Below are 22,021 nucleotides of genomic sequence, written 5' to 3'. Positions count from 1 at the left end.
GGAATGTAAGATGAAGACATGGTTTGTAACAGGAGCAACGGGTGGTTTAGCGACTTCAGTCATTAAAAAATTACTTAAACGAGGGGATAGAGTTGCCGCAACTACGCATCGCGAGGGAGCTTTAGCTGATTTGAAATCACAGTATGGTAATCAACTCTGGGAAACAACAATGGATCTTAAAAGTGATCAAGATATTCACAAAGTTGTGGACAAAGCCTTTACTGAACTTGGAACAATCGATGTTTTGCTAAATAATGCTGCATATGGATTGTACGGCGCGGTTGAAGGAATCAGCGCCAAGCAAGTAGAAGACGTCTTTGAGGTCAATTTGTTTGGTTCCTTAAGTACTGTTAGAGCCTTTATGCCTCATTTCCGTGAACAAGGGCATGGGCATATCGTGCAGATTTCAAGCATGGCGGGTGAATATTCGACTCAAGCAATGGGAATGTATAGTTCTTCTAAATGGGCAGTTGAAGCGGCTTTTGAGGCATTAGCCAGTGAAGTAGAGCCATTCAATGTGCAGACGACGATTGTTGAACCTGGTGGCATTCGGACAAATTTCGTTGGAGGAAATGGCGTATTTGGTGCAGATTTGCCGGCGTATAATGGCATGGTAGTTGATCAGATTACTCACCAAATGAAAGGTGATGTTCCTGGTATAGATGTTAATGCCTATATCAAAATGATTGCCGGAGATCCACGGAAGATGGCGGACCAAATCATTAGGCGTGTTGATGAGGGGAAAGGTGCGTTACGAATGGCTTTGGGTAGCGATGCTTACAAGAAAATTCATGACTCATTATCTAACCGCTTAACTGCTCTTGAAGCACAAAAAGATATTGCTTACTCAACAGATGCTGATGATTATCAAGGATAGAATTTGTGTATCTGAAATCATGAACTCATAAATTTAAATTAACTGATTCCTAAAAAAGATCTCTGCATTCATTTAATTGAATTCAGGGATCTTTTTGTTCTTATTTTAAAATGTTTACTTTTGAACGCATATATTCTGTGATTTTATCATCAACCTTATTCAAGTTTTTTTGGTCACGCTCAATTCGAAACTTAACGTTGTTCCTTTGGCACTGTAAAAGTTCAATTCGCTCATCTAAAGTCCTATCTCCTTTTTGAGTTAGTTGAATAAATTTACGGATTTTAGACAATGCCATCCCAGTGTCCTTAAGGCAGGTGATTAAATCTAAAGTTTGAATATCTGTTTCCGAAAAATGTCGGTGACCATTAGGGTCATAATTAACTGCAGGTAAGATCCCTTTTTTATCATAATACCTGATAGTGGTTGCTGGAATTCCCGTTCTTTTAACAGCGTCAGAAATAGAAAGTCCCATAATAAAAATCTCCTTTAAAAAAGTCCTTGTCTTAGACCATGGTTTAAGTTTTATAGTGTAATTGTTGTTAAGCGATGCTCTTAAATGTGCATTGTTTATTATTAGCTTAATTATATTTGGGAGGAAAAATGATGAAACAAATTAAGATGGGAAACACGTATTGGCAGACATCCGCAGTTGCATTAGGAATTATGCGAATGGAAGCACTTAGTTCAAATGATGCGGTTAGAGCGATTGAATCAGCTCATGATAGTGGAATTAATTTTATTGATTCAGCGGATATTTACGGTCAAGGCAAATCCGAAGAGGTGTTTGCTGATGCGTTGAAGAATTCTAGTTTGAGTAGGGATGATTTTTTCATTCAATCTAAGGGCGGAATTGTAGTTGATCCTGAAAAGAGCAGTGGTAGCTTTGTTTTCGGTCAACGTTATGATTTTTCAAAAAAACGCATTATTGATTCAGTTGATGGTATTTTAAAACGAATGAACATTGACTATCTGGACAGCTTTTTGCTTCATCGCCCAGATGCATTAATGGATCCTGCAGAAGTTGCTGAAGCTTTCGACGAATTGCAAATGACTGGTAAGGTTCGACACTTTGGAGTATCGAATTTTGATCCTCAACAAGTTGAATTACTACAATCAGCGATTGATCAAAAATTGATGATTAACCAACTTCAATTCAGCATTATGCATACCGGCATGATCGATTCAGGCATTCATGTGAATATGACAGATGATCGAAGTGTGGATCACGATGGCGGAATTTTAAATTATAGTCGTCTACACAACATGACCATTCAAACATGGTCACCATTTCAATATGGGTTCTTCGATGGTACATTTATTAATAATGATAAATTTCCTGAATTGAATAAAATACTAAGCAAACTTGCAGATAAATATAGTGTTTCTGCAAATGCAATTGCGACAGCTTGGATTCTCCGTCACCCTGCAAATATGCAAGTCATCTTAGGAACTATGACACCATCACATATTGTTGATAGTGCCGCAGGGGCCGACGTCGAACTTACTAATCAAGAATTGTATGACGTATACTTTGCAGCTGGCAATGATTTGCCATAAAAATCGAAGCTAGATTGCGGTTTCGTGCAGATGATCGATGGAATTTGTTTGGATGCAGTAAATTTATCCTACAATTACAACCGTTGATAAGCAATTAGATCAATAGCATTTGTGACGAAACGAGAAAATTGTAACGTTAGTTTCCCAAGGAAATTTAGTTACCTTAAAATATGGAGTATTTAATTCACCATATTTGTAAGTGAAGTTTTCTATAACGATAATGCCAAGATAAAATCCCTGATAAAATCCCTGATCTCTATCAATTGAGTTCAGGGATTTTATCTTGGCTAATTTTATTAAATAACTTAATTATTATTTTACAATACCTAAATCAATCATAGATTGAGCTGTGGCAATGATGGCTTCTTTAGCTGACCTAGGATTCCATCCTAATAATGTCTTGGCTTTCTCATTACTAGTATCAGCAAAATTACCGACGAGAGTAGCCATCATTTTAAGCATTGGATTTTCCTTTGCTTGTTCTTTTAAAACATCATCTGGAATAACTGTTGTTGGTAACTTGTCCTCAAAATTTGGGAATGCGTCACGGAGAATGTTAGCAACATCCAACATGGAAAGCGTTTCGCCAGTTGTTGCTAAGAACCTTCCACCGTTTGCTTTTGGACTAGTCATGGCTAGAATATGAAGACTTGCAACATCTCGGACATCAATGTAACCAGAATTGATGTTTGGAACTGCTGGAACCTGACCACTTAATAGCTGGACGATTTGTTGATTAGAATGTGAAAAATCACTGGACAGAACAGGACCCATTACTCCTACAGGATTAATAGCAGCCATCTCTAATCCATTACCTTCGGCTTCGATAAAATTCCATGATGCTTTTTCAGCTAATGTTTTAGAACGTTGATAAGGATCGAGATTTGAATTGTCTAAATTAGTCCAATCTTTTTCGGTGAATGGTGTGGTGCGATTTGTATGACCCATTCCGATGGCTCCGTAAGCTGATGTTATGACAACTCGTTTCACACCTGCATCACGAGCGTGAGTTAATACTCGAATATTGCCATTAATGGCTGTAGTTGTCATTGCATCGGCATCAGTGAACTCATTGGTTGGAGTTGATGAAGCCACGCTCATAACATAATCTGCGTTTTCCATAACTTTGTCCCAATTCTTATTATTGGTTAAATCAGCTTCTACGAATGATAGTTGATCAAAATCTTCAACGCCGGCTTGCGACAACATCGATTTGACAAGATCTGCTTTGCTTAATGATCTAACAGTGGCACGAACTTGATAATCCTGCTTTAGAAGTTGGGCAATTGTGTGACTTGCGATGAACCCTGTTGCTCCGGTAACTACTACTAAATGTTTTGACATATTATACTTTCTCCTTGTATGTTACACTTGTAACTAATGCAAGAGCATCGTACAATTTTTAATGTAAGAAAACAAGCCTAAGTAAGGCATCTGTGACGAAAGAGGGAAAGTGTAATGGCAGCTACTAAATACTCACAATCTATTAAAAATGATTCCAGATTTTTTCTGGCAACTGCACTGTTAGAGTTATTACAGAATACTAATTTAGAAGATATCAAGATTTCAAAATTAGTTGAGCGTGCAGGCGTCAGCCGGATGGCATTTTATCGAAATTTTGAAACTGTTGGTGACGTGTTAAGGGATTATTTTGAACCCAAGATTAATCGGTTATTCGATGATGTCATTCTTCAAACGCCGGTAAACCAAAAGATGTTTGCGATTAGTAACTTCTTTACTGAATTTGATTCCACGATGAAGCTATCAATTGATCGACATTTTGAATATATTATTCGGCAAATATTCTTTAATAATATGCAACGTTTTTATCAGAGCTTAGAAGGTATTGATAAAATACCTCAAGTAAATCGCAAATATTGGATTGGGTTTATGAGTGCTGGAGTTTACAATATTTGGCGTGATTGGGTAATGAACGATAAGCAAGATTCATTGGATGACATTCATGACTTATTAGGTAAACTTCAAAGTACGACGTTTAATTCTCTACTGGAAAATTAACTGTGGGTAACAAATGTTTATTAAAAAATTACTGATCTCGATAAATTGAGGTTAGGGATTTTGCTTTTTTTGAAGATTTATTCTGAAGAATACTTTAAGTGTATCCGGTTGAAAGTTAAGTATCTCTGTGCAATGATTTTGGTGTTGATAACAGTAACAAAGATATTAAGCATACCAGCACGAGCATGTTTTAGGAGGGGGATAATCATGGGGAATAGTGAAAATCTACTAACAATAATGCAAATGATTACACAGGCTGATCAGTTAGCAAGCCAAAAGGATGCAGACAGTTATATTGCGTTATTTTCAGATGATGGCAAAATTGAGGGTACCCAAGGTAGTGCCACAGGACAAGAAGAACTAAAAAGCATGGTTCAGAATGTCTGGAAAAATGAGGGCCATACACTACATTTAACTACATCAGTTATCGTTAATGACTGGACTGATACCACAGCTACAGCAAGCTCGATTCTACTAATTGTTGATTCTGATTCACTTAAGAACTTATCAGTGGCACAAATTAGTCATACTTTGAAGCGAATCAATGGCAAATGGTTATTTACGAAAAGAATCATATCTTGATCTAAGTAAAGAATCATGAATATAAGCGATATGAAATATGTACGAAAAACAAACCACCTGATCTCATTAATTTGAATCAGGTGGTTTGTTGTTTCATGGGGTTTCATCGAAAACCTAAACGCAAACTTTGGTGACGTTTGTGTCTTGATGCGTCAGCATCACGTAAATAAACGATGTCTTACATACACAGCTTGTTAGTTATGGACTAATAAATTAACATTTAATGCAGATATTAAGTGATTACAGATTGATATATTCGATCATTAAGGAAGTGTTGGTTACGATTAACAGAAAAGCATCAAAATTAGTATTATTAGTAATCTTTCAAGTTGCATGCCTGAATTTAATCTTTACATATTCGAATAGTTTCTCAGATCTATCTTCAATGGTTATTCAAAAAGTTAAGTTAATGATTGGGATATCTGCCCTAATATTTTTCTGTTACAAAGAAATTTCGTTAGCAAGGAGTAAGTAACATGCCAAAAGAAACTAGAGAACCAGAATTGAAAAAAATTATATGGATGCTTGTACCTGCTTATGTTGTTGTCATTGTTGCGATATTCTTTGCACCATTTAATCACGGTTTAGCTCTATTACTATATGCAATAGCTACACTCTTTGGAATCGCATTACTAGTGACTTTTAATAAACAACCGGTAAACAAATATTTAATCTATCCTTTGATTGTTTACTCCATTGTTGAGATCACAAATATATTCTTTGAAGGAAAATTTCTGAATAATTATTATGATAAACTTTTTACGTTATTATTTATGATAGTCGTATCATATATGACACATCAAAGAAAAAATAGAAAGGTGAAGTAGACGAATATTATTCAAAGAAAGATATACTAAAGTCTTCAATGTTTGAACAGATTAATGCATAGTTCATCAAATTAGTTATTGTGGTCACAGTAACTTTATTATATTTGTAAATAAGCCGCTTCAAGCATGATTGAAAGTTCAATGTTAATAACGTATTGTTAATAATAGTATTAACAGATCTTTCTTAAGTTTAATGGACACAGTCATGGAGGGCGCAATGAACTTTTCTGATAAGTTAAAAAAATGCAGAAATCAAAAAGGTATAACTCAAGAAGAATTAGCAGATTATTTACATGTTTCTAGAAAAACAGTTTCTGGATGGGAGACTGGAAGAAGCTATCCAGATGTGAATATAATCATCAATATCAGTGATTTCTTCGACGTATCGTTTGAAAATCTTATAAGAGATGATCAAGTATTGTCTTACTATGCCGATCAAGATAAACAGTTGGTAAAAAATAAACGCCTCCAAAAGGTTTTATATGTTTTAAATATAATTCTTCTGTTTTGCGATTATCTACACATGTTTTATATCAAGTGATTTCGTTCGGTGATGATATCTCTTTTATTAACCATAAATGAATTCATAATCTTGGCTCTTTACGATAATTGGCAAAAATTCAATAAAAAAACTCAGTTAATTAAGCTTCTAAGCACAGTGACTATATTTATACTAACTAATATAGTGCTTAACTTTTTTAACCAAAGTTTCTTGATTACTTATATGAATGTAGATATTGGTACGGCGATTGGTATGACCACTGGTAGAGTTTTGTTGGACTTTTGTCTAGCGTTTGGTGCAACGATAGTATTTTTGTTTATTCCTTGTAATGGTAAAGAGAGATAGAAACTATGTTCTATCTCTAAGGATTTTGATTCCTAAAACAATAACTAAAATTACCAGAACCAAAGCAATTATTTTAAAAAGTGGTCGATCACTACTATTAGCTGCTACTACAATAAAGGCCAGAAACAATGAAACAAAACCAAGTTGTTCTCGATGAAAGGCAGGTTTATTCATGTTGGATTCCTCCTAACAGTTTTAGTGAAAAGCAATCTTTGTTATCGATTTATCAACAACATTATACATCCTACTTTGTAAGATAAGATAAAAGTCTCTCTAGATTGTTTAACAGTGGTAACCACAAGCATAAATCAACCACCTTTCAGATTGGTTGTGGTAGACTCACAGTAAAAGTAGGCTTTAGAAACCCCTTACCTGTACATTGGTTCAAACAATGTGGTAGATCGCGGCGATTTTGTGAAGCCTAATCATTTCAATAATGAAGTGGAGGAAATAATAATGAAAATTATTTATCATGGCCACGCCTGTGTGGAAGCACGTTTAGACGATGGGACTGTCTTGTTGGTTGATCCTTGGATCACTGGAAATCCACAGACCGACTTAACATTGGATGTGAAATGTGACTACATTTTGGTAACTCATGGGCACCATGATCACAGTGGTGACATGATTGACGTTAGTCGTCGGAATCAAGCACCAATTATCGGTATGCCGGAATTAGTGCACTACGCTGAAAGTCAGGGCGCTGTTAAAGGTCATCCTATGAATCTCGGTGGTAAGTGGGAATTTCCATTTGGCGAAATCAAAGTGATGCATGCTCAACACAGTTCTAGCTTGGTAATTGATGGGCTGCCTGTCTACATGGGAGAAGCTTGTGGCTTCATGTTAACCATTGATGGTAAGTCAGTTTACTTTGCTGGCGATACTTCAAACTTTGGCGACATGTCTCTGTTTGGTAAGGGATTCGACGTTGAATTAGCAGTCTTACCAATCGGAGGTAACTTTACCATGGGTCCAGAAGAGGCTGCTAGTGCTGCAAAGCGTCTAAATGCTAAACACGTCTTGCCAGTTCACTACAATACTTTCCCAACAATCAAACAAGATCCAGAAAAATTCGCGGGTCTATTGCCTGATGGTGTCGTTGAGATTGCTAAAGCTGGGGATACCGTCACGGTATAATATTAATAAACATAGAACACCTGACTCTTATATGTGTCAGATGTTTTTGTGTGTTGTTGGTTGATTAAAATTATTTGGTGGTGGGATGTTATTGATGAACAAAGAACGACTGGTGGCGTTTACTGATGCCATTATTGCGATTGTGGTAACGTTATTAGTTTTGGAGTTGCCACGTCCAGATGGTCCTTCAATAAATGCGTTGCTTGCTGAATGGCGAAGCTTAGTAATTTATATTGCAACGTTTATTTTAATTATGGTGGTTTGGTACAATCATCATATTATTTTCACTAATGCCAAGACAATTAACCGGACGACTTATTGGCTGAATTCATTATGGCTATTATTACAATCTTTTATTCCATTTTCAGCCTCATGGTTGTCAGCTTATCCACAATCTGCAACACCAGGAATTTTCTATGTCGCAGTTACTTTCTTGTGGGCGGTATCATTTCAGTTGTTGGGCCGAAACATTGAAAAACTGAATCCGGATTTGATCATGCCTAATCGATATGCGTTCCCGTTGTTATATATTTCGTACGTCTTAGAAGCAGTTCTCTTTTTATTTATTCCAATTCTAGGAATTATTTTGATACCAGTCATGGCTGGTGGAATTGTTATTGGGTCGGCAATTGTTGAACGGAGACGAGACCATAAAAATTAGAAACAGAAAGTCCTCTATGACAGGTATTTACATTGAGGAATAGATAGAAAATAAAGCCACTAAAAAAAGCATCCTAAATCTCTTGAATAATAATTGAGATTTAGGATGCTTTTTTGTTTTACAGATGAACTATCTGTTGCGATTATGGCGGTGCTCGTGATCCTCGCGCCGTTCATGGCGATATTTATCGTTGTAAGCAGTTGTGGTCTGGATTTCAGCAAGAAATTGACGAGTAGCGAGACGCCAAACAATGCCACGCTGAATCATCAAAGTTAAACCTAAGTGAACTAGAATAACCACGTTACTTTGTGCCCACAGATTATCGATCAGCATGTGTGGTCCAATACCAATAATCCAAAGAACTAAAGTAATCCAAGTTCCTTGACGCATCACGAGCTGGTAATCATCAACCCATAGGTGATAGGAAATGACTCTGAAGTAAGCGAATAATACGGTACTGATTAAAGCTAAGATAACGAACCAGATGAATCCTGTGGTTAGATGAAAGTCTTTTATCTTAATCCCTTCATACACTCCAAAGATAATCATCAACAGATAAAAAGTTGAGCTGAACTTGATGATTTTGGGTTGTAACTGAAGCATGATAACTCTAATAATTATGACAGCTGCCAGAAACAAGTTGGCCAAACTGAGATTATTTAAATTCAATTGTGGATCCTCCAAATATTATTGACGACTTAATACTTGTTGTATCCCGAGGATAAATAATAACTAACATTAAATGATCAGATTGGCATTACTCAAGTATTAAAAACGCGATTTTTATTACAGGATCACGAAATGTTGAAAGCAAGAAAATTTTTCCACATTAAATGTTATTTCCTTTCAATAGACAAACTTAAGCATTTCTATGCAAATGCTTAAACAACGAAAGGTAGAATATAATTTGTAGTATTCAATAATTAATCTAAGGAAGAGACGTTAATGAAGAAAATATTGTTAGCCTTCGCTTGTGTTTTATTGGTATTAACGGGTTGTGCTGCTAAACAAAGCTTGAAGAAAGATTCAAAGACCCAACCGCAAACGATTCAAACAGGAAATTTGCGAAAAACTACTTTTGCTTTGGTTTCGAGTGCCGAGAATTCGACTCTTAATTACAATAAAGAATATCGCTACATTGAAGATATTGGCGATGGCAGAGGCTATACCGGGGGAATTATTGGTTTCACCTCAGGAACCGGTGATATGTATGAAGTGGTTAAAAAGTATGTGCAATTAAAACCTCAACATAATATTTTGAAACCATTTTTGCCAGCCTTGAAGGCAGTTAATGGAACCTCTTCACATAAAGGATTAGGAAATAAATACGTCACAGCTTGGCGAAAAGCCAGCAAGGATTCGGCAATGATCAAGGCACAAAATGATATTTTGGATAAACAGTACATGAATCCAGCCATCAAGTATGCTAAAAAGGATGGCTTGAGTCCATTAGGACAGTATATCTACTATGATGCGTTAGTTGTCCATGGGCCAGGTAAAGATAGTGATCACAGCAGTTTTCAGGGAATTCTCGCTGATACTTTGAAGAAGTGCAAAACACCTGCACAGGGCGGTAATGAGGCTAAGTATCTCAAGCATTTCTTGAAAGTCAGAACTAAAATCATGCTGTCAGAGGCTGCTCATAAGGACCTATCCAGATTGAATGTCCAACGAAAATTCATCAATGAAGGTAAATTTGACTTGCAGTTACCATTAAGTTGGACAATGTACAATCAGAAGTATTATTTGGATGGTCAACAAGTAAAGAAATTGAATTAATTTGATCAATAGCAGTTTACTAGAAAATCCCTCAACTTATAAAGTTGAGGGATTTTCTTATTAATAATTAGATTAGAGTTTTAACTGTTTGGCACCCATTTTAAAGACAAAGTGATACAACACAAAGTTGATCAAGATCAGTACACCGACAAACATAAAGGCATGTTGCGTACCAGACTTCATAATCATAGCGGCGCTAGTACCACTGCCTGATGCTAAGAAACTTGACGCAATTGCGGTTCCAATTGAACCAGCGAATTGTTGCAAAGTATTAAAGATAGCGTTGGCGTCAGTTTCGTATTCTGGGCCCACAATCGTTAAGGCATAGGTCATCGTATTGTTGAATGACATTGTCATACCAATCGCAAAAATGACGTAGTAAATCAAGATCATGATGGTCGAAATATGGAAACTAAATACGGCAAACAAGACGATTGCTAAGAAGAATAGTGAGTTACCAATTGTGATTGGTCGCTTCGCTCCAAGTGAATCATACATTTGGCCCCAAACTGGGTTGAGTAATCCAGCAATCAAACTACCGGGCAACATGATAAGTCCGGCAATTAGAGAAGTCGAGTTATCAGCGATTTGACTGTAGTTAGGTAGCACGAAGTTGATCCCAATATTAGTGAACTGAATAAACACATATGCAATCAGTGCTAAGTTGAAGACTGGATTTTTGAAAATGTCAATATTTACAAGAACCCGATTGCTGCGTCGTGAAACAGCAATAAACGCCGCTAAGGCGATGATCATAATTACTAAAGCAATGGCAAATTGACCATTGATCCACCCAAATTCACTAATAGTATTGAATCCTAGAGTCAAACTAACAAAGATGATGGTTAGTAATAGTAGTCTTAGCCAATCGAACTGTTCCTTCTTCAATGGAGTAATTTGTTCAATGGCCGATCCCATGATTAAACCAATTACCATTAATGGTAATACAATCCAGAAAATATCACGCCAACTTAAGAAGTAAACTACGATGCCACCAAAGGTTGGTCCCAAAGCAGGAGCTAAAGAAACTGTTAAACCTCCTAGACCCATATAAACACCACGTTTAGCAATGGGAGCACGTTCCAAGATGATGTTGAATAGAAGTGGTAACACGATTCCTGTTCCGACAGCTTGGATTAGTCGTCCTAATAAGAGGATGGGGAAATTACCAGCAAGGGCACAAAAGAGGTCACCAACAATTGCAAATAATGTTCCGGCAATAAATATGTTACGTTCTTTAAATCGGTTCTTAATATATGATGAACAAACGATAACTAAGGAAACCATTAATAGGTAACCAGTAGTTAACCACTGGATAGTACTTAAATTAACTCCCAGTTGCTTGGTTAAAGTGGGGAAGGTGACGTTCATAGAAGTTTCAATAAGCACTCCAATAAACGCCATAATAGCAGCAGCGGCAATTGACAATATGTCTCGAGATGCCATTTTATCTGTATTTTGTGATTGCATTTTTTGCTTTCTCCTTTTCATGTGACAGAGCTGATTTTAATAGCAGAGTTTGCACAGTTTCGCGCTCATCATCCGATAAATTATTGAATGCTACGTCCTCGGCATGCTGCGTTAATTCATAGAGTGGCTTACGAAGAGCTTCACCTTCGGCAGTAAGGTACAGTCTACTGATTCGCTTGTCGTGCTCATCAAAGCGACGTTCTAGGTAGCCTAATTTAATTAACTTGGCCACAGCTCGTGTGATAGTACTATGATCTAAAAACATAGTCCGTGTCAGCTCGTCTTGAGAAGCACCGGGGTGATCGTTAATGAAAAATATGAAAAAATAATTATTTTCGTTCAGCCCATATTGCTTTACATTTCTTTTCAGATCATTTTGAATGATTCGATTGACGATACTAATGCCTTGAACTCTGTCGTTATTTTGATTAGATACCATAAAATCAACTCCTTTTTATGTGCGCTTGCACATTTTTGCGACGTTGATTAGTGTAAATCGTGGAGTAACTAAAGTCAAATTTATTTGTAAGATAATGGATGCTGCTAAGTCAGCAAAATATCGACCGGTATGTCATGGAGTCAGCAACTGGAGCTGAGTCACGGTCAACATGGGATGTGTACGATACTCCTAGCTATTATGTGACTAAGTACTATGCTGAAGAGATACTTAAGAAGAGTGGTTTGAAATACACGGTAATTCGCCCAGCTATTTTATCCGATGGTGATGAGACTAATACAATTAGTATTGACGGTAATGGCCACAATGATGTGGTGTTTAGAGCTGATGTTGCTGCAGTTGTTGTCAAGTGCCTTCATGACACTCGAGCATTCAATCAGGGATTCAATCTTTACGGCGGAACAACCAGTATCGATGAATCATTCGATGAACTAAACGCAAATTAACTTTGATATGAAGAAAAGGACCACCAAAGTTATTCACTCTGGTGGTCCTTTTTAGTTTGAAATTATTACTCAGGTTTCTCGGCTTGCCCAAATGTGACGCCACTAGTTGTGGCTAACTGACGAATTTGAGCACGGACTCGTTGGCGATCAGTTGCGCTGGTGAGAATCACTAATGTCTGCCCAGCTTGTAAAACACTGTCGCCATGTGGAATAACTTCTTTTTCACCACGAATTATTCCAATTAGTAATGAAGACTTGGGCCAAGTAATGTCCCGGACTTGATGATCTTCTAGGGCACTGCCGGCAAAGATGGGTACTTCGATACGTTCCATCTGTTGGGATGGTGCGGGAGAAGGATGTTTCACTAACTTAGCAAGTAAAGCTTCATAGATGGGGGCACCATTTAGGCTGTCTAACACTAGGTAAGCAATTAAGGACACCACTGCTAGTGGCATCAACAGTTTTAAGTTACCGACCATTTCCGTGACCAATAAAATAGCGGTAAAGGGTGCTTTACCAATAGCAGAGAAGTAACCAGCCATCGCGAAAATTATGAAGTTGATTATGTAGGATGTGGGTAAAACATGCATGCCAACCATTAATTGCGCATAAGCTGCGCCAATGATGGCACCTAATGATAGAATCGGCAGGAAAATACCGCCGGGTAATCCGGAACCGTAAGAGACCATTGAAAAAATAAACCGAATGGCAAAAATTCCTAATAATATGGTAAACGATGGTACCTGGTGACCAAAGTTAATAATTAGTTGGTTACCACCACCGATTAGTTGGGGCACCCAAAAACCGACGGGAATTACGAGGACTAAAGGAATCAATCCTTGGTAGTTGCGAGGGATTTTTGTATGAGCATACCATTCTGGTAGCTGTAAAAGAATCCACTGATAAAACTTACCTAGTAGTCCTAAAATAATTCCGAGTATCAATAAATGCCAGTACAGATTGATGGGCAGTGGCTTAGGATAAATGAGGTGCAAAACCGGTAATTCACCAAAGACATAAAGTGATATGAAGTTAGCACCAATTGCACTTGATAGACATGACAACCAAACCAATGGCGAAAAGTTATGGTAAATTTCTTCTACGACAAACAAACTACCGGCAATTGGTGCATTGAACGCGGCTGATAATCCAGCAGCGGCACCAGCGGCAATCATTATGCGGCGTTCACTGCGGTCATCATGTTGCCACTCAGAGATTCCCTGACCAACTGCGGCACCAAGTTGAATAGAAGGGCCTTCCCGACCTAGAAAAAGACCAGGTGATAGTGCCAGAACTCCACCGACAAATTTGCGCCAAAGAATCGACCACCAAGTCAACTCGAATTCTCCTTGCAGTTGTCCTTCAACCTGGGGGATTCCTGATCCAGAGATATTAGGTTCTTGCTTGAGCAATTGGGATATGATGACGCCAATGACTAAATTTATTAACAAAACTCCAATTGCGATGGGCCAACTGAAATGTTGATAGATTGTAGTAAAGATTGCGAGGCCATGTTCGATCAACCAGCGGAAACTGCTGACGACAATCCCAACCGTTAATCCGACAAGCAGGCCCTTGATAGCGAAGCGTAAACGTGGTTGCTTCAATTGTATCCCTCCACATTATTTTAATTATTCAGAATTCACACAAACTCTATCTTAGCAGAAATTCAGTGGGGTGGCAGAAAGACTTGGAATTGTGGGCATTGATATCGAACAGCATATGATTATTTAACAGTGAAGCTTATATTATATAAGCAATGTTTGCATATTTGATGTTAAAGGACTATGCTCTATATATTCCATAGATGGAATATATAGAGAGGATGATTGAATGAACTGGTGGTTAATTTTAATTACGTTTTTAGGAGTCAATCTGGATTTCTTCTTCATTTTGTTAATTCTATTGAAGAAGTATGATGTTAAGAAAGTTGTGCTTGGCTACGTTTTAGGAATTATTGTTTTAGTGTCGCTTAGTTTCTTTGCGGGCAAATTATTAGCCTTATTCTTACCGGAATGGTTATTAGGTGTCTTGGGAATCCTACCGATTTATATGGCATTTAAAGATGACGACGATGATTTGGCAGATGACAAGGGTCGTTCACCAGTATTGGCAACCTTCATTACATACTTAGCTGTTTGTTCGGGTTGTAACTTATCAATTTTCTTACCAATATTGACTGGTTTGAGTTTTGAAGATTTTGCACTTGTTCTACTGTTCTTAGTGGTCTTATCTGGTATAGTAGTAGTGTTGATCAACCTTATCGGTAACATTAAAGTCGTGTATAACACGATGGAAAAGTACGGTGAGATTTTAACAAAAATCGTGTATATTGGTGTCGGACTGTATGTCTTTTGGGATAGTGGTTTAATTAGTCATATTATGGCCTGGCTTTAAAGGTGGGATAATTATCGCAACCAGTAAAGAGGATTTGATAACAGAGGCTGCTAAAATCTATAAAGTATTGGGGAATGGTATTCGCATTTCGATTCTTTATTTTTTGCGGGAACAAAATGATTATGTTGATGTCACATCGATTATTTCTGCGACACAATTAGCCCAATCAGTGGTTTCCAAACATCTGGGAGTTCTGTATCGGTATCAATTAGTTACTAAAAAAAGAGTAGGTACCCGAATTTTGTACCGACTGGATGATCCTCATATTATTGAAATGGTTGACGATATGTTAAACCACGTGAAGCATGAAATTAAGGGTGAACCACATCCAACCAAGATGTACGATAAGTAACCCAAACAAATTCGAAATAATAATACTTAGATAACCAAAGTCGTAAAATCAGCGTGCTGATCTTACGGCTTTTTTGTTATTGATTGACAATTAAAATTAATTAGATATACTGAATTTAATAAGTGAGCGGTCACTCACTTAGTGATAAAGATGAATCCAAGGAGAGATGACAATGAACACAGCAATTATTGACTTACAGCATATTGCCAAACAGTTCGGCTCACAAACAGTTTTAAAAGATGTCAATTTAACAGTTAATGCTGGTGAAATCGTTGGACTTATTGGCCCTTCGGGTGCCGGTAAATCAACTGTAATTAAAGTTACTTTGGGCATGGAAGTTGCCAATGGCGGTTCTGCTAAAGTATTTAATACTCAATTGCCTGATCGTCAGCTGTTAAGCAAGATAGGTTATATGGCCCAAACCGATGCTCTGTATACCAGTTTATCTGGGAGAGAAAACTTGAAATTCTATGGTCAGATGAAGGGTATCGATAAGCAAAAGTTGCAAGATGAAATCCTTCATGCGTCTAAAGTGGTCGATTTAACTGATGCTTTAGACAGAAGAGTTGCCGGATATTCTGGTGGGATGATGCGCAGATTGTCATTGGCAATCGCCTTATTGGGCGAACCTGATCTATTGATTTTAGATGAACCAACTGTGGGAATTGATCCTGCCTTAAGACGACAAATCTGGGCGGAACTAGCCAGAGTTCGTGATGCTGGCCGAAGTATTTTAATTACTACTCATGTGATGGATGAAGCAGAATTGGTTGACCGTGTGGCACTACTATTGGATGGTAAAGTAATGGCATTTGATAAGCCTAGTGTTCTGAAAGAACAGTACCATGTTGGTACGATTGAAGATGTCTTTTTAAAGGCTGAGGGGGCAGAATAATGCGAACAATTTCGATTATGAACCGGGTTTTAAAAGAACTTTTCCGTGATAAAAGAACCCTGGCGTTGATGTTTCTGGCGCCAATTCTAGTGATGTTGTTAATGAGCGTGATTTTTAATACTAATTCAACTACCAACGTCAATATTGGTACCGTTGGTGTTACAAAAACAGTGAATAAAGAAATTGATCAAATCAAACATGTTTCTGTAAAGGAATACGCAACTAAAACTGATGCGAATAAAGCTCTCAAAGATGCTAAAATAGACGCTGTTGTTAAAAGAAATGGCAATAATTATCATTTAACTTACGCCAATACAGATGCATCAAAAACGACAGCGGTTAAGATGGCCTTTAGCAACGCACTGACCAAAACTAGTATTAATCAGCTTAAGGGTGCTCTGAAATTAAGTACTAAAGAAACTGTTAAATTAGCGACCCAATTAAAGATCATTCAAAGTCAGCAACAAGGCCGGCCTACTGGGAAAACAATGCCTAATCAAACTGCTATGCCAAACAAAAAGATGGCTGCACAGCCAAAAATCACCAATACCTACGTATATGGTGATAAAAACACTGGTTACTTTGCTAAGATGTTACCAATTTTGATGGGATTTTTTGTTTTCTTCTTTGTCTTCTTGATTTCAGGAATGGCGTTATTAAAAGAGAGAACTACTGGAACTTTGGATCGATTATTGGCCACACCCGTTAAACGTTCATCAATCGTCTTTGGTTACATGTTGAGTTACGGAATTCTAGCTGTTTTACAAACGATTGTGATCGTGGTCATCACCATTTGGTTGCTGGGAATTGAAGTGGTTGGTAGTGTGATTTCGGTAGTGCTGATCAATTTGCTATTAGCACTAGTAGCACTATCGTTTGGTATCTTGTTATCAACGTTTGCCAATTCAGAATTCCAAATGATGCAGTTCATTCCACTCGTCGTGGTACCACAAATCTTCTTCTCAGGTTTGATTCCATTGGATTCAATGGCTTCATGGATTAAAGCAGTCTCATATATTATTCCTTTGAAGTACTCAGGAGACGCAACCACGGCAGTGATTATGCGTGGCGTTCCACTTACTAGTTTAGGAGTTGATTTAGGCATATTGTTCTTGTTTTTGATTGTATTAACAGTTCTAAATATCGTTGGCTTGAAGAGATATCGTAAAGTTTAGTCTAGGAAGTGAACAAATGAAAATTAATAACGTTGAAACCCTGTTTGATTCATCGATCTCCGAATCAGAATTATCGGTTAAGCAACAGGAAGTTTTAAAAGCGAGTTTAACTTTATTTGCCCAGCAGGGATTTGAAAGTACTACTAGTAGCCAGATTGCTGAATTGGCCGGAGTATCTGAAGGAACGGTATTTAAGAAGTTTAAAACTAAGCAGGGGATATTAGAGGCGTTATTGCGACCATTCATTGAGAATGTGATTCCCAGAGCGATGAATGAATTTGAATCTGAAGTTGCGACTAATGAGTATTCTGACTTCGAATCTTTTTTACACTATATTGTTAAAGACCGAATGCAGTTCGCCCTGGATAGTAATAAACAACTAAAAGTTTTCATTCAAGAGATTATTCGCAATCCAGAAATTTTTAAATTGATCGCCGTTAAGTGGGATGAATTAATTGCTGGAAGAATTGGCCAAGTGATTAATCGATTTAAAGAAAAAGGTCAAATTGGCGACATTTCTATCGATCAAGTCATGCAGTATACGGCTAGTATTGTGCTTAGTTATATGATCCCGAGAATCATTAGCAATGTTGATATACCTTTTGATGTTGAGCAAAAGAGTTTGGAAGCGACCAAGTTTTTGATGAATGGATTGCGGAATCACGATTGATCATTTGTGAGATAAAAGTTCATCAGAAAAAAATTGATTATAATTGTTTCAGATAAATGCGGGAATTGCGATCGGGAAATGGATAGGACACAGTCATTTGCTCTGGTTTAATTTGGATAAAACCATGATGTTCATAAAAAGTGTGTGAACGGTGTTCGTTTTCTGGAGTGTCTAAAATGATTTCTTTAAATTTATTTTCAATAGCATGCTGCTCTAATTGATTGAATAATTGCTGACCTAGATGATGTGGTTGACCACGATATTTAGGGTATGTAAAGAATTTTTTTAAAACAGCGGTGGCTGAAGATATGGGTAATAATGCAATTGTTCCTATTACTTGATCGCCATCTAAGGCAGTCCAAAAATTACCATGATTGTGTTGGTAGTAGTTTTCAATCTCAAATAAATCTGGTTGCTCACTCATTTTGATATTGAGATGGGCTTCAATATTTTGGCAATAGTTGATTAAATCAATAATTTCTGCTAAATGCGATGGACTATACGTGTATGGCTTAATTTTTATCATGTTGGTTCCTCCTTGATGGTTATAGGTTAACTTTACAAAGCAATTGAGTGAAAGTAAAATTGATAGATATCATGATAACTATCAATTTTTTTGATACCTAAAAGGAGCCTAAAATGGAAATTCGGCAATTAATGACTTTTATTAGTTTAGTTAACACGGGTAATTTTTCTCAGTCCGCTTCAATACTGGGATACACTCAATCAACTGTATCAATGCAGATGAAGTCTTTGGAAACTGAATTGGGTGGTAAATTATATACTTACACCCGGCATCAGTTTAAATTAACTGACATGGGCAAGCGGTTGGTCCCAATAGCGGAAAGACTGTTAGATAATTATTCTCAAATTAATGAATTAAATGATAAGAGTGCCATTCCGAGTGTAATAAAAATTGCTGCTCCAGAATCAATTAGTTGTGTCTATTTACCAGATATCATTCGACAATTTCGTGAAGTTGTTCCAAATGTCAGAGTTGAGGTTGTCAATGCGACCTGCCTTTATAATGAAGAACGTCTATTAAGGGGAGAAGTCGATGTAGCATTTATGCTTTGGCCCATGAAAGTGAATAATGTTTTGGTGGATCATGACATTGGTAAACAGGCAATGTCTTTAATCACTGATGGTAAATATAAATCGCAAGAAGAAATACTGTCTGATCCAGATGTGGTATTCTTAACCAATGAAGCTCAATGTAGTTATCGTAACCAATTTGAAACTGCGACGTGGCTGCAACACCAACATAAGTTTACAACACAGGAATTGGCCAGTTTGGATACGATAGTTAAAATGGTTTCGTGTGGTGTTGGATTCAGTTATGTTCCAGAGTTTGTTGCCAAAGATGCAATTAAAAAGGGTACTGTTAAGACTATTGAGAACGATGTTACCAATCATATCCATATGCATTTATTAACACGGTCTGATTCGAATAATTCGCCAATAATTAAACAATTTGTAGATGCGACGGATAACGTATTAAATAAAAAAGATTAAAAAAGACCATAACCTCAATTATTTGGGATTATGGTCTTTTTTACTTTAAATTAATCAACACGTTTCTTTGATTCAAACAAGAAGAAACAAATAACTCCAGCCGCGATGAATAACGTGGCGCAAGTTAGTAAGACGTTGTGCATTCCATAATAGTAAGCGTGAGTGACAACATCTGAGATTTTATCGAAGAATGGTAATTGGTGTAACTCTTGAGCACGAGGGCTGTTAAGAACTGCCTTGCCTGAGAAAGGACCAGCAGCAAATAATCCTTTAGTTAAGCCATCCTTTGCATGAGCGGGTAATTGCGTGATTTTATTTAAACCACTGGTGATATGGCTGTGATAAGCATCAGTTAATGTCAGACCTAAGATTACAACACCAAAACTTGTTCCGAACTGACGGAAGACATTCACAACGCCGGATGACATACCTATTTGTTGAGGTAGCACCGAGCTAACGGCGGCGTTAGAAATAGAAGGGTTGACTAACGCGTTAGAAATACCGAATAAAATAAATGCAGGGATAAGGACGGTCCAAGTGGCACTAAAGCCTAAAGTTGTGTGAGCAATTAACATTCCGCAACCAGCAACAATTAAACTACCACTGATCATGTATTTCGGTTTGATGCGGTCACTTAACATTCCTGCAACTGGTACTAAAACAAGTGAGAAGCCACTGATCAGCAATTGTCTAATTCCAGTTTGCAAAGCTGAGTAACCCATGTAATTTTGTAAAAGAATAGTTAGATAAGTGAAGAAAGCGTAGAGTCCGCCACCTAAGGCAAAGGCTGCAATACAAGAACCTACAAAACCACGGTTCTTAAAGATACTCAAATCAATCATTGGGTTTTTAAGTTTACTTTCTAGCACGATGAAGACAATTATGAGAACGATTCCTCCAATAATCAGTGAAGATACATGCCAGTTAGTCCAAGAATAATCATAATGGTTTTCCTTTTGGATCAAACCTAAGATCAATAAGAAGACCATGACAGTTGAAATTAACATTCCTAAGAAATCGATTGATTCATTATGAATTTTTTCGCTTTCACGAATGAAGGCAATTGACATGATGAGAGCAAGGACACCGACTGGCACGTTAACTAAGAAGATAGCTCGCCAGTTGAATGCTTGCACTAAGATACCACCAACCAGTGGTCCAAGGGCAGTAGATAAATCAGCGACACTTCCCCAAACACCCAATGCTAAGCCACGAGCTTTACCAGAAAAGGTTGCGGCAACAATACTCATGGATAGGCTCATTAAACCTGCACCACCAAGGGCTTGAACACCACGGAAGATTACTAACATCAGATTGCTGGTGGCCATACTACATGCTAATGACCCTAAGGTGAAAATGGTTAGCGTGATGTTAAACATTAACTTACGGCCGAACAAATCGCCTAACTTTGAGACCAATAATAGCATAACTGCGTAAACCAATGTGTAAGCATTGATGATCCACTGTAAGTTTGAAAAACTAGTATTAAAATTCTTTTGAATTGATGGTAATGCCACGTTAACTACAGTGACATCAAGTAATGACATGAAGACGCCTAAACAAACGGCGACTAGGACCCACCAACTTTTGGCAGATGTTTTTTCAGATTGTTCCATTATAAGATTCCTCGATTTTATTTAATTTATTTTTGGCCCAGTTGAGGGCAGCTTGATTTTGAGTTAATCGAAGCTCAAGGGTTTCAAGCGTATCCTCTTTATCCAGATGAGACATCCCAGGTTTATCATCTTTGATGACTTTCTTGCTAGCATGATTTGTGGCAATCTTCTGAGATAAATATTCAATATAACTTTGCATGATGGTTATTTGCGTCTGAATTGATACCATATGAAAACTACCAATTTTGATCTCGTAAGTTAATTGAGCGTTTTGATTGGGAGTGACAGGTGTGACCATCAATTCTTGAAAATGTTGCTTTCCAGCAGCAGTGATCTTATTAATTTTGCTAGTTTTCTTCGAATCTGTTTGATCCAAGCTAGTCGTGATATAGCCATTCTTTTCAAGCCGGTCTAACTGCGGATATATCATTCCAAAACTAACATTGCGCTCATCACCCAAGATGTTTTGAAGAATTCTCTTGAGATTATAACCATTCAGTGGTTTTTCGATTAGTTCACTTAGAATAAATAATTCATACATGCATTTTTGATACCACCTTTTCTATATATCAACCTGATACATATTATATCAGACTGATATACACGTCAACAAAAAAAACAGCATAAAAAAGGCCTGACCAAATTGTCAGGCGGAAGTTGATTAAAGATTACGCATTTTATTTTCAAATTCATTGAGGATTTCTTGGCGCTTAGTTAATGATTTTTTATCAACAGAACTGAA

General features: G+C 37.3%; 26 protein-coding genes. 16 read left to right on the top strand and 10 right to left on the bottom strand.

The genetic code is table 11. The annotated features are described in order from the left end of the window. The first annotated feature begins 10 nt into the window (after positions 1-10). Positions 11-877, top strand: coding sequence for an SDR family NAD(P)-dependent oxidoreductase (locus O0236_RS08815; protein ID WP_268913571.1), 867 nt, complete (start codon positions 11-13; stop codon positions 875-877). 100 nt (positions 878-977) lie between these two features. Here the strand turns inward: O0236_RS08815 and O0236_RS08810 are convergent, their stop codons facing one another. Then, positions 978-1,349 (bottom strand): MerR family transcriptional regulator, encoded by a 372-nt coding sequence (locus O0236_RS08810; RefSeq protein WP_268913572.1) that lies wholly within the window; start codon positions 1,347-1,349, stop codon positions 978-980. A gap of 131 nt (positions 1,350-1,480) precedes the next feature. Between O0236_RS08810 and O0236_RS08805 the strand changes: the two genes are divergently transcribed. After that, a complete protein-coding gene (locus O0236_RS08805; protein WP_268913573.1) occupies positions 1,481-2,434 on the top strand; it encodes an aldo/keto reductase in 954 nt (317 codons plus the stop codon). 312 nt (positions 2,435-2,746) lie between these two features. Here the strand turns inward: O0236_RS08805 and O0236_RS08800 are convergent, their stop codons facing one another. After that, the gene (locus O0236_RS08800) at positions 2,747-3,778 is read right to left on the bottom strand and encodes an SDR family oxidoreductase (RefSeq protein WP_268913574.1); all 1,032 of its coding nucleotides are present in this window, start codon (positions 3,776-3,778) and stop codon (positions 2,747-2,749) included. Between the two features lie 114 nt (positions 3,779-3,892). On the opposite strand from O0236_RS08800, the gene O0236_RS08795 reads away from it, so the two are divergent. The 4 genes from O0236_RS08795 to O0236_RS08780 all read left to right on the top strand — a co-directional run bounded on the left by O0236_RS08795 (position 3,893) and on the right by O0236_RS08780 (position 6,403). After that, entirely contained in the window at positions 3,893-4,453 is a 561-nt protein-coding gene (locus O0236_RS08795; protein ID WP_268913575.1) for a TetR/AcrR family transcriptional regulator, read from the top strand. Between the two features lie 207 nt (positions 4,454-4,660). Further along, a complete protein-coding gene (locus O0236_RS08790) occupies positions 4,661-5,035 on the top strand; it encodes a nuclear transport factor 2 family protein (RefSeq protein WP_268913576.1) in 375 nt (124 codons plus the stop codon). A gap of 476 nt (positions 5,036-5,511) precedes the next feature. Further along, positions 5,512-5,862 carry a hypothetical protein gene (locus O0236_RS08785; protein ID WP_268913578.1) on the top strand — a complete coding sequence of 117 codons (351 nt, stop codon included), beginning with the start codon at positions 5,512-5,514 and terminating at the stop codon, positions 5,860-5,862. A gap of 217 nt (positions 5,863-6,079) precedes the next feature. Beyond that, complete coding sequence (locus O0236_RS08780) at positions 6,080-6,403, top strand: helix-turn-helix transcriptional regulator (protein WP_268913579.1); 324 nt, start codon at positions 6,080-6,082, stop codon at positions 6,401-6,403. A gap of 309 nt (positions 6,404-6,712) precedes the next feature. Here O0236_RS08780 and O0236_RS08775 read toward each other — a convergent pair whose 3' ends face one another. Next, positions 6,713-6,883 (bottom strand): hypothetical protein, encoded by a 171-nt coding sequence (locus tag O0236_RS08775; RefSeq protein ID WP_268913580.1) that lies wholly within the window; start codon positions 6,881-6,883, stop codon positions 6,713-6,715. Positions 6,884-7,165: 282 nt separating this feature from the next. Here O0236_RS08775 and O0236_RS08770 point away from each other — a divergent pair, with 282 nt between their 5' ends. Next, positions 7,166-7,846, top strand: a complete 681-nt coding sequence (locus tag O0236_RS08770; RefSeq protein WP_268913581.1) for a metal-dependent hydrolase — start codon at positions 7,166-7,168, stop codon at positions 7,844-7,846. Between the two features lie 94 nt (positions 7,847-7,940). Then, complete coding sequence (locus tag O0236_RS08765; RefSeq protein ID WP_268913582.1) at positions 7,941-8,507, top strand: TMEM175 family protein; 567 nt, start codon at positions 7,941-7,943, stop codon at positions 8,505-8,507. 129 nt (positions 8,508-8,636) lie between these two features. On the opposite strand, the gene O0236_RS08760 is transcribed toward O0236_RS08765, so the two are convergent. Next, a complete protein-coding gene (locus O0236_RS08760; protein ID WP_268913583.1) occupies positions 8,637-9,176 on the bottom strand; it encodes a hypothetical protein in 540 nt (179 codons plus the stop codon). Positions 9,177-9,452: 276 nt separating this feature from the next. Between O0236_RS08760 and O0236_RS08755 the strand changes: the two genes are divergently transcribed. Next, the gene (locus tag O0236_RS08755) at positions 9,453-10,286 is read left to right on the top strand and encodes a chitosanase (RefSeq protein WP_268913584.1); all 834 of its coding nucleotides are present in this window, start codon (positions 9,453-9,455) and stop codon (positions 10,284-10,286) included. Positions 10,287-10,358: 72 nt separating this feature from the next. Here the strand turns inward: O0236_RS08755 and O0236_RS08750 are convergent, their stop codons facing one another. Together O0236_RS08750 and O0236_RS08745 are read right to left on the bottom strand one after the other, a co-directional pair. After that, on the bottom strand, positions 10,359-11,756 hold the full coding sequence (locus O0236_RS08750; protein ID WP_268913585.1) for a DHA2 family efflux MFS transporter permease subunit: 1,398 nt from the start codon (positions 11,754-11,756) through the stop codon (positions 10,359-10,361). Beyond that, positions 11,734-12,195: a MarR family winged helix-turn-helix transcriptional regulator gene (locus tag O0236_RS08745; RefSeq protein WP_268913586.1), complete on the bottom strand. Its 462-nt coding sequence runs from the start codon at positions 12,193-12,195 to the stop codon at positions 11,734-11,736. The genes O0236_RS08750 and O0236_RS08745 overlap by 23 nt, the downstream gene beginning before the upstream one ends. A 98-nt stretch (positions 12,196-12,293) precedes the next feature. Between O0236_RS08745 and O0236_RS08740 the strand changes: the two genes are divergently transcribed. Continuing rightward, complete coding sequence (locus O0236_RS08740; RefSeq protein WP_268913587.1) at positions 12,294-12,659, top strand: NAD(P)-binding oxidoreductase; 366 nt, start codon at positions 12,294-12,296, stop codon at positions 12,657-12,659. A 65-nt stretch (positions 12,660-12,724) separates the two neighbouring features. Here the strand turns inward: O0236_RS08740 and O0236_RS08735 are convergent, their stop codons facing one another. After that, the gene (locus O0236_RS08735; protein WP_372791810.1) at positions 12,725-14,272 is read right to left on the bottom strand and encodes a ClC family H(+)/Cl(-) exchange transporter; all 1,548 of its coding nucleotides are present in this window, start codon (positions 14,270-14,272) and stop codon (positions 12,725-12,727) included. Positions 14,273-14,492: 220 nt separating this feature from the next. Here O0236_RS08735 and O0236_RS08730 point away from each other — a divergent pair, with 220 nt between their 5' ends. From O0236_RS08730 to O0236_RS08710, 5 genes are all read left to right on the top strand, one after another. Beyond that, a complete protein-coding gene (locus tag O0236_RS08730; RefSeq protein WP_268913589.1) occupies positions 14,493-15,056 on the top strand; it encodes a cadmium resistance transporter in 564 nt (187 codons plus the stop codon). A 34-nt stretch (positions 15,057-15,090) separates the two neighbouring features. Further along, positions 15,091-15,408, top strand: a complete 318-nt coding sequence (locus O0236_RS08725) for an ArsR/SmtB family transcription factor (protein ID WP_268913590.1) — start codon at positions 15,091-15,093, stop codon at positions 15,406-15,408. Between the two features lie 172 nt (positions 15,409-15,580). Further along, positions 15,581-16,303, top strand: a complete 723-nt coding sequence (locus O0236_RS08720; protein ID WP_268913591.1) for an ABC transporter ATP-binding protein — start codon at positions 15,581-15,583, stop codon at positions 16,301-16,303. Further along, complete coding sequence (locus O0236_RS08715; protein WP_268913592.1) at positions 16,303-17,478, top strand: ABC transporter permease; 1,176 nt, start codon at positions 16,303-16,305, stop codon at positions 17,476-17,478. The genes O0236_RS08720 and O0236_RS08715 overlap by 1 nt, the downstream gene beginning before the upstream one ends. Before the next feature lie 16 nt (positions 17,479-17,494). Beyond that, a complete protein-coding gene (locus tag O0236_RS08710; protein ID WP_268913593.1) occupies positions 17,495-18,148 on the top strand; it encodes a TetR/AcrR family transcriptional regulator in 654 nt (217 codons plus the stop codon). Between the two features lie 37 nt (positions 18,149-18,185). Here the strand turns inward: O0236_RS08710 and O0236_RS08705 are convergent, their stop codons facing one another. Beyond that, a complete protein-coding gene (locus tag O0236_RS08705) occupies positions 18,186-18,671 on the bottom strand; it encodes a GNAT family N-acetyltransferase (protein ID WP_329608925.1) in 486 nt (161 codons plus the stop codon). A 116-nt stretch (positions 18,672-18,787) separates the two neighbouring features. On the opposite strand from O0236_RS08705, the gene O0236_RS08700 reads away from it, so the two are divergent. After that, positions 18,788-19,663 (top strand): LysR family transcriptional regulator, encoded by an 876-nt coding sequence (locus O0236_RS08700; RefSeq protein WP_268913595.1) that lies wholly within the window; start codon positions 18,788-18,790, stop codon positions 19,661-19,663. Between the two features lie 50 nt (positions 19,664-19,713). On the opposite strand, the gene O0236_RS08695 is transcribed toward O0236_RS08700, so the two are convergent. Both O0236_RS08695 and O0236_RS08690 read right to left on the bottom strand, forming a co-directional pair. Next, positions 19,714-21,279 carry an MFS transporter gene (locus tag O0236_RS08695; protein ID WP_268913596.1) on the bottom strand — a complete coding sequence of 522 codons (1,566 nt, stop codon included), beginning with the start codon at positions 21,277-21,279 and terminating at the stop codon, positions 19,714-19,716. Then, complete coding sequence (locus O0236_RS08690; RefSeq protein ID WP_268913597.1) at positions 21,266-21,820, bottom strand: PadR family transcriptional regulator; 555 nt, start codon at positions 21,818-21,820, stop codon at positions 21,266-21,268. Before O0236_RS08690 ends, O0236_RS08695 begins: the two co-directional genes overlap by 14 nt. Between the last annotated feature and the right edge of the window lie 201 nt (positions 21,821-22,021).

The sequence above is a fragment of the Lentilactobacillus sp. SPB1-3 genome, assembly GCF_026913205.2.
Lineage (GTDB): Bacteria > Bacillota > Bacilli > Lactobacillales > Lactobacillaceae > Lentilactobacillus > Lentilactobacillus terminaliae.
The sequence above is the reverse complement of the archived record's forward strand: the minus strand, read 5'-3'. Positions and strand labels throughout refer to the sequence as shown.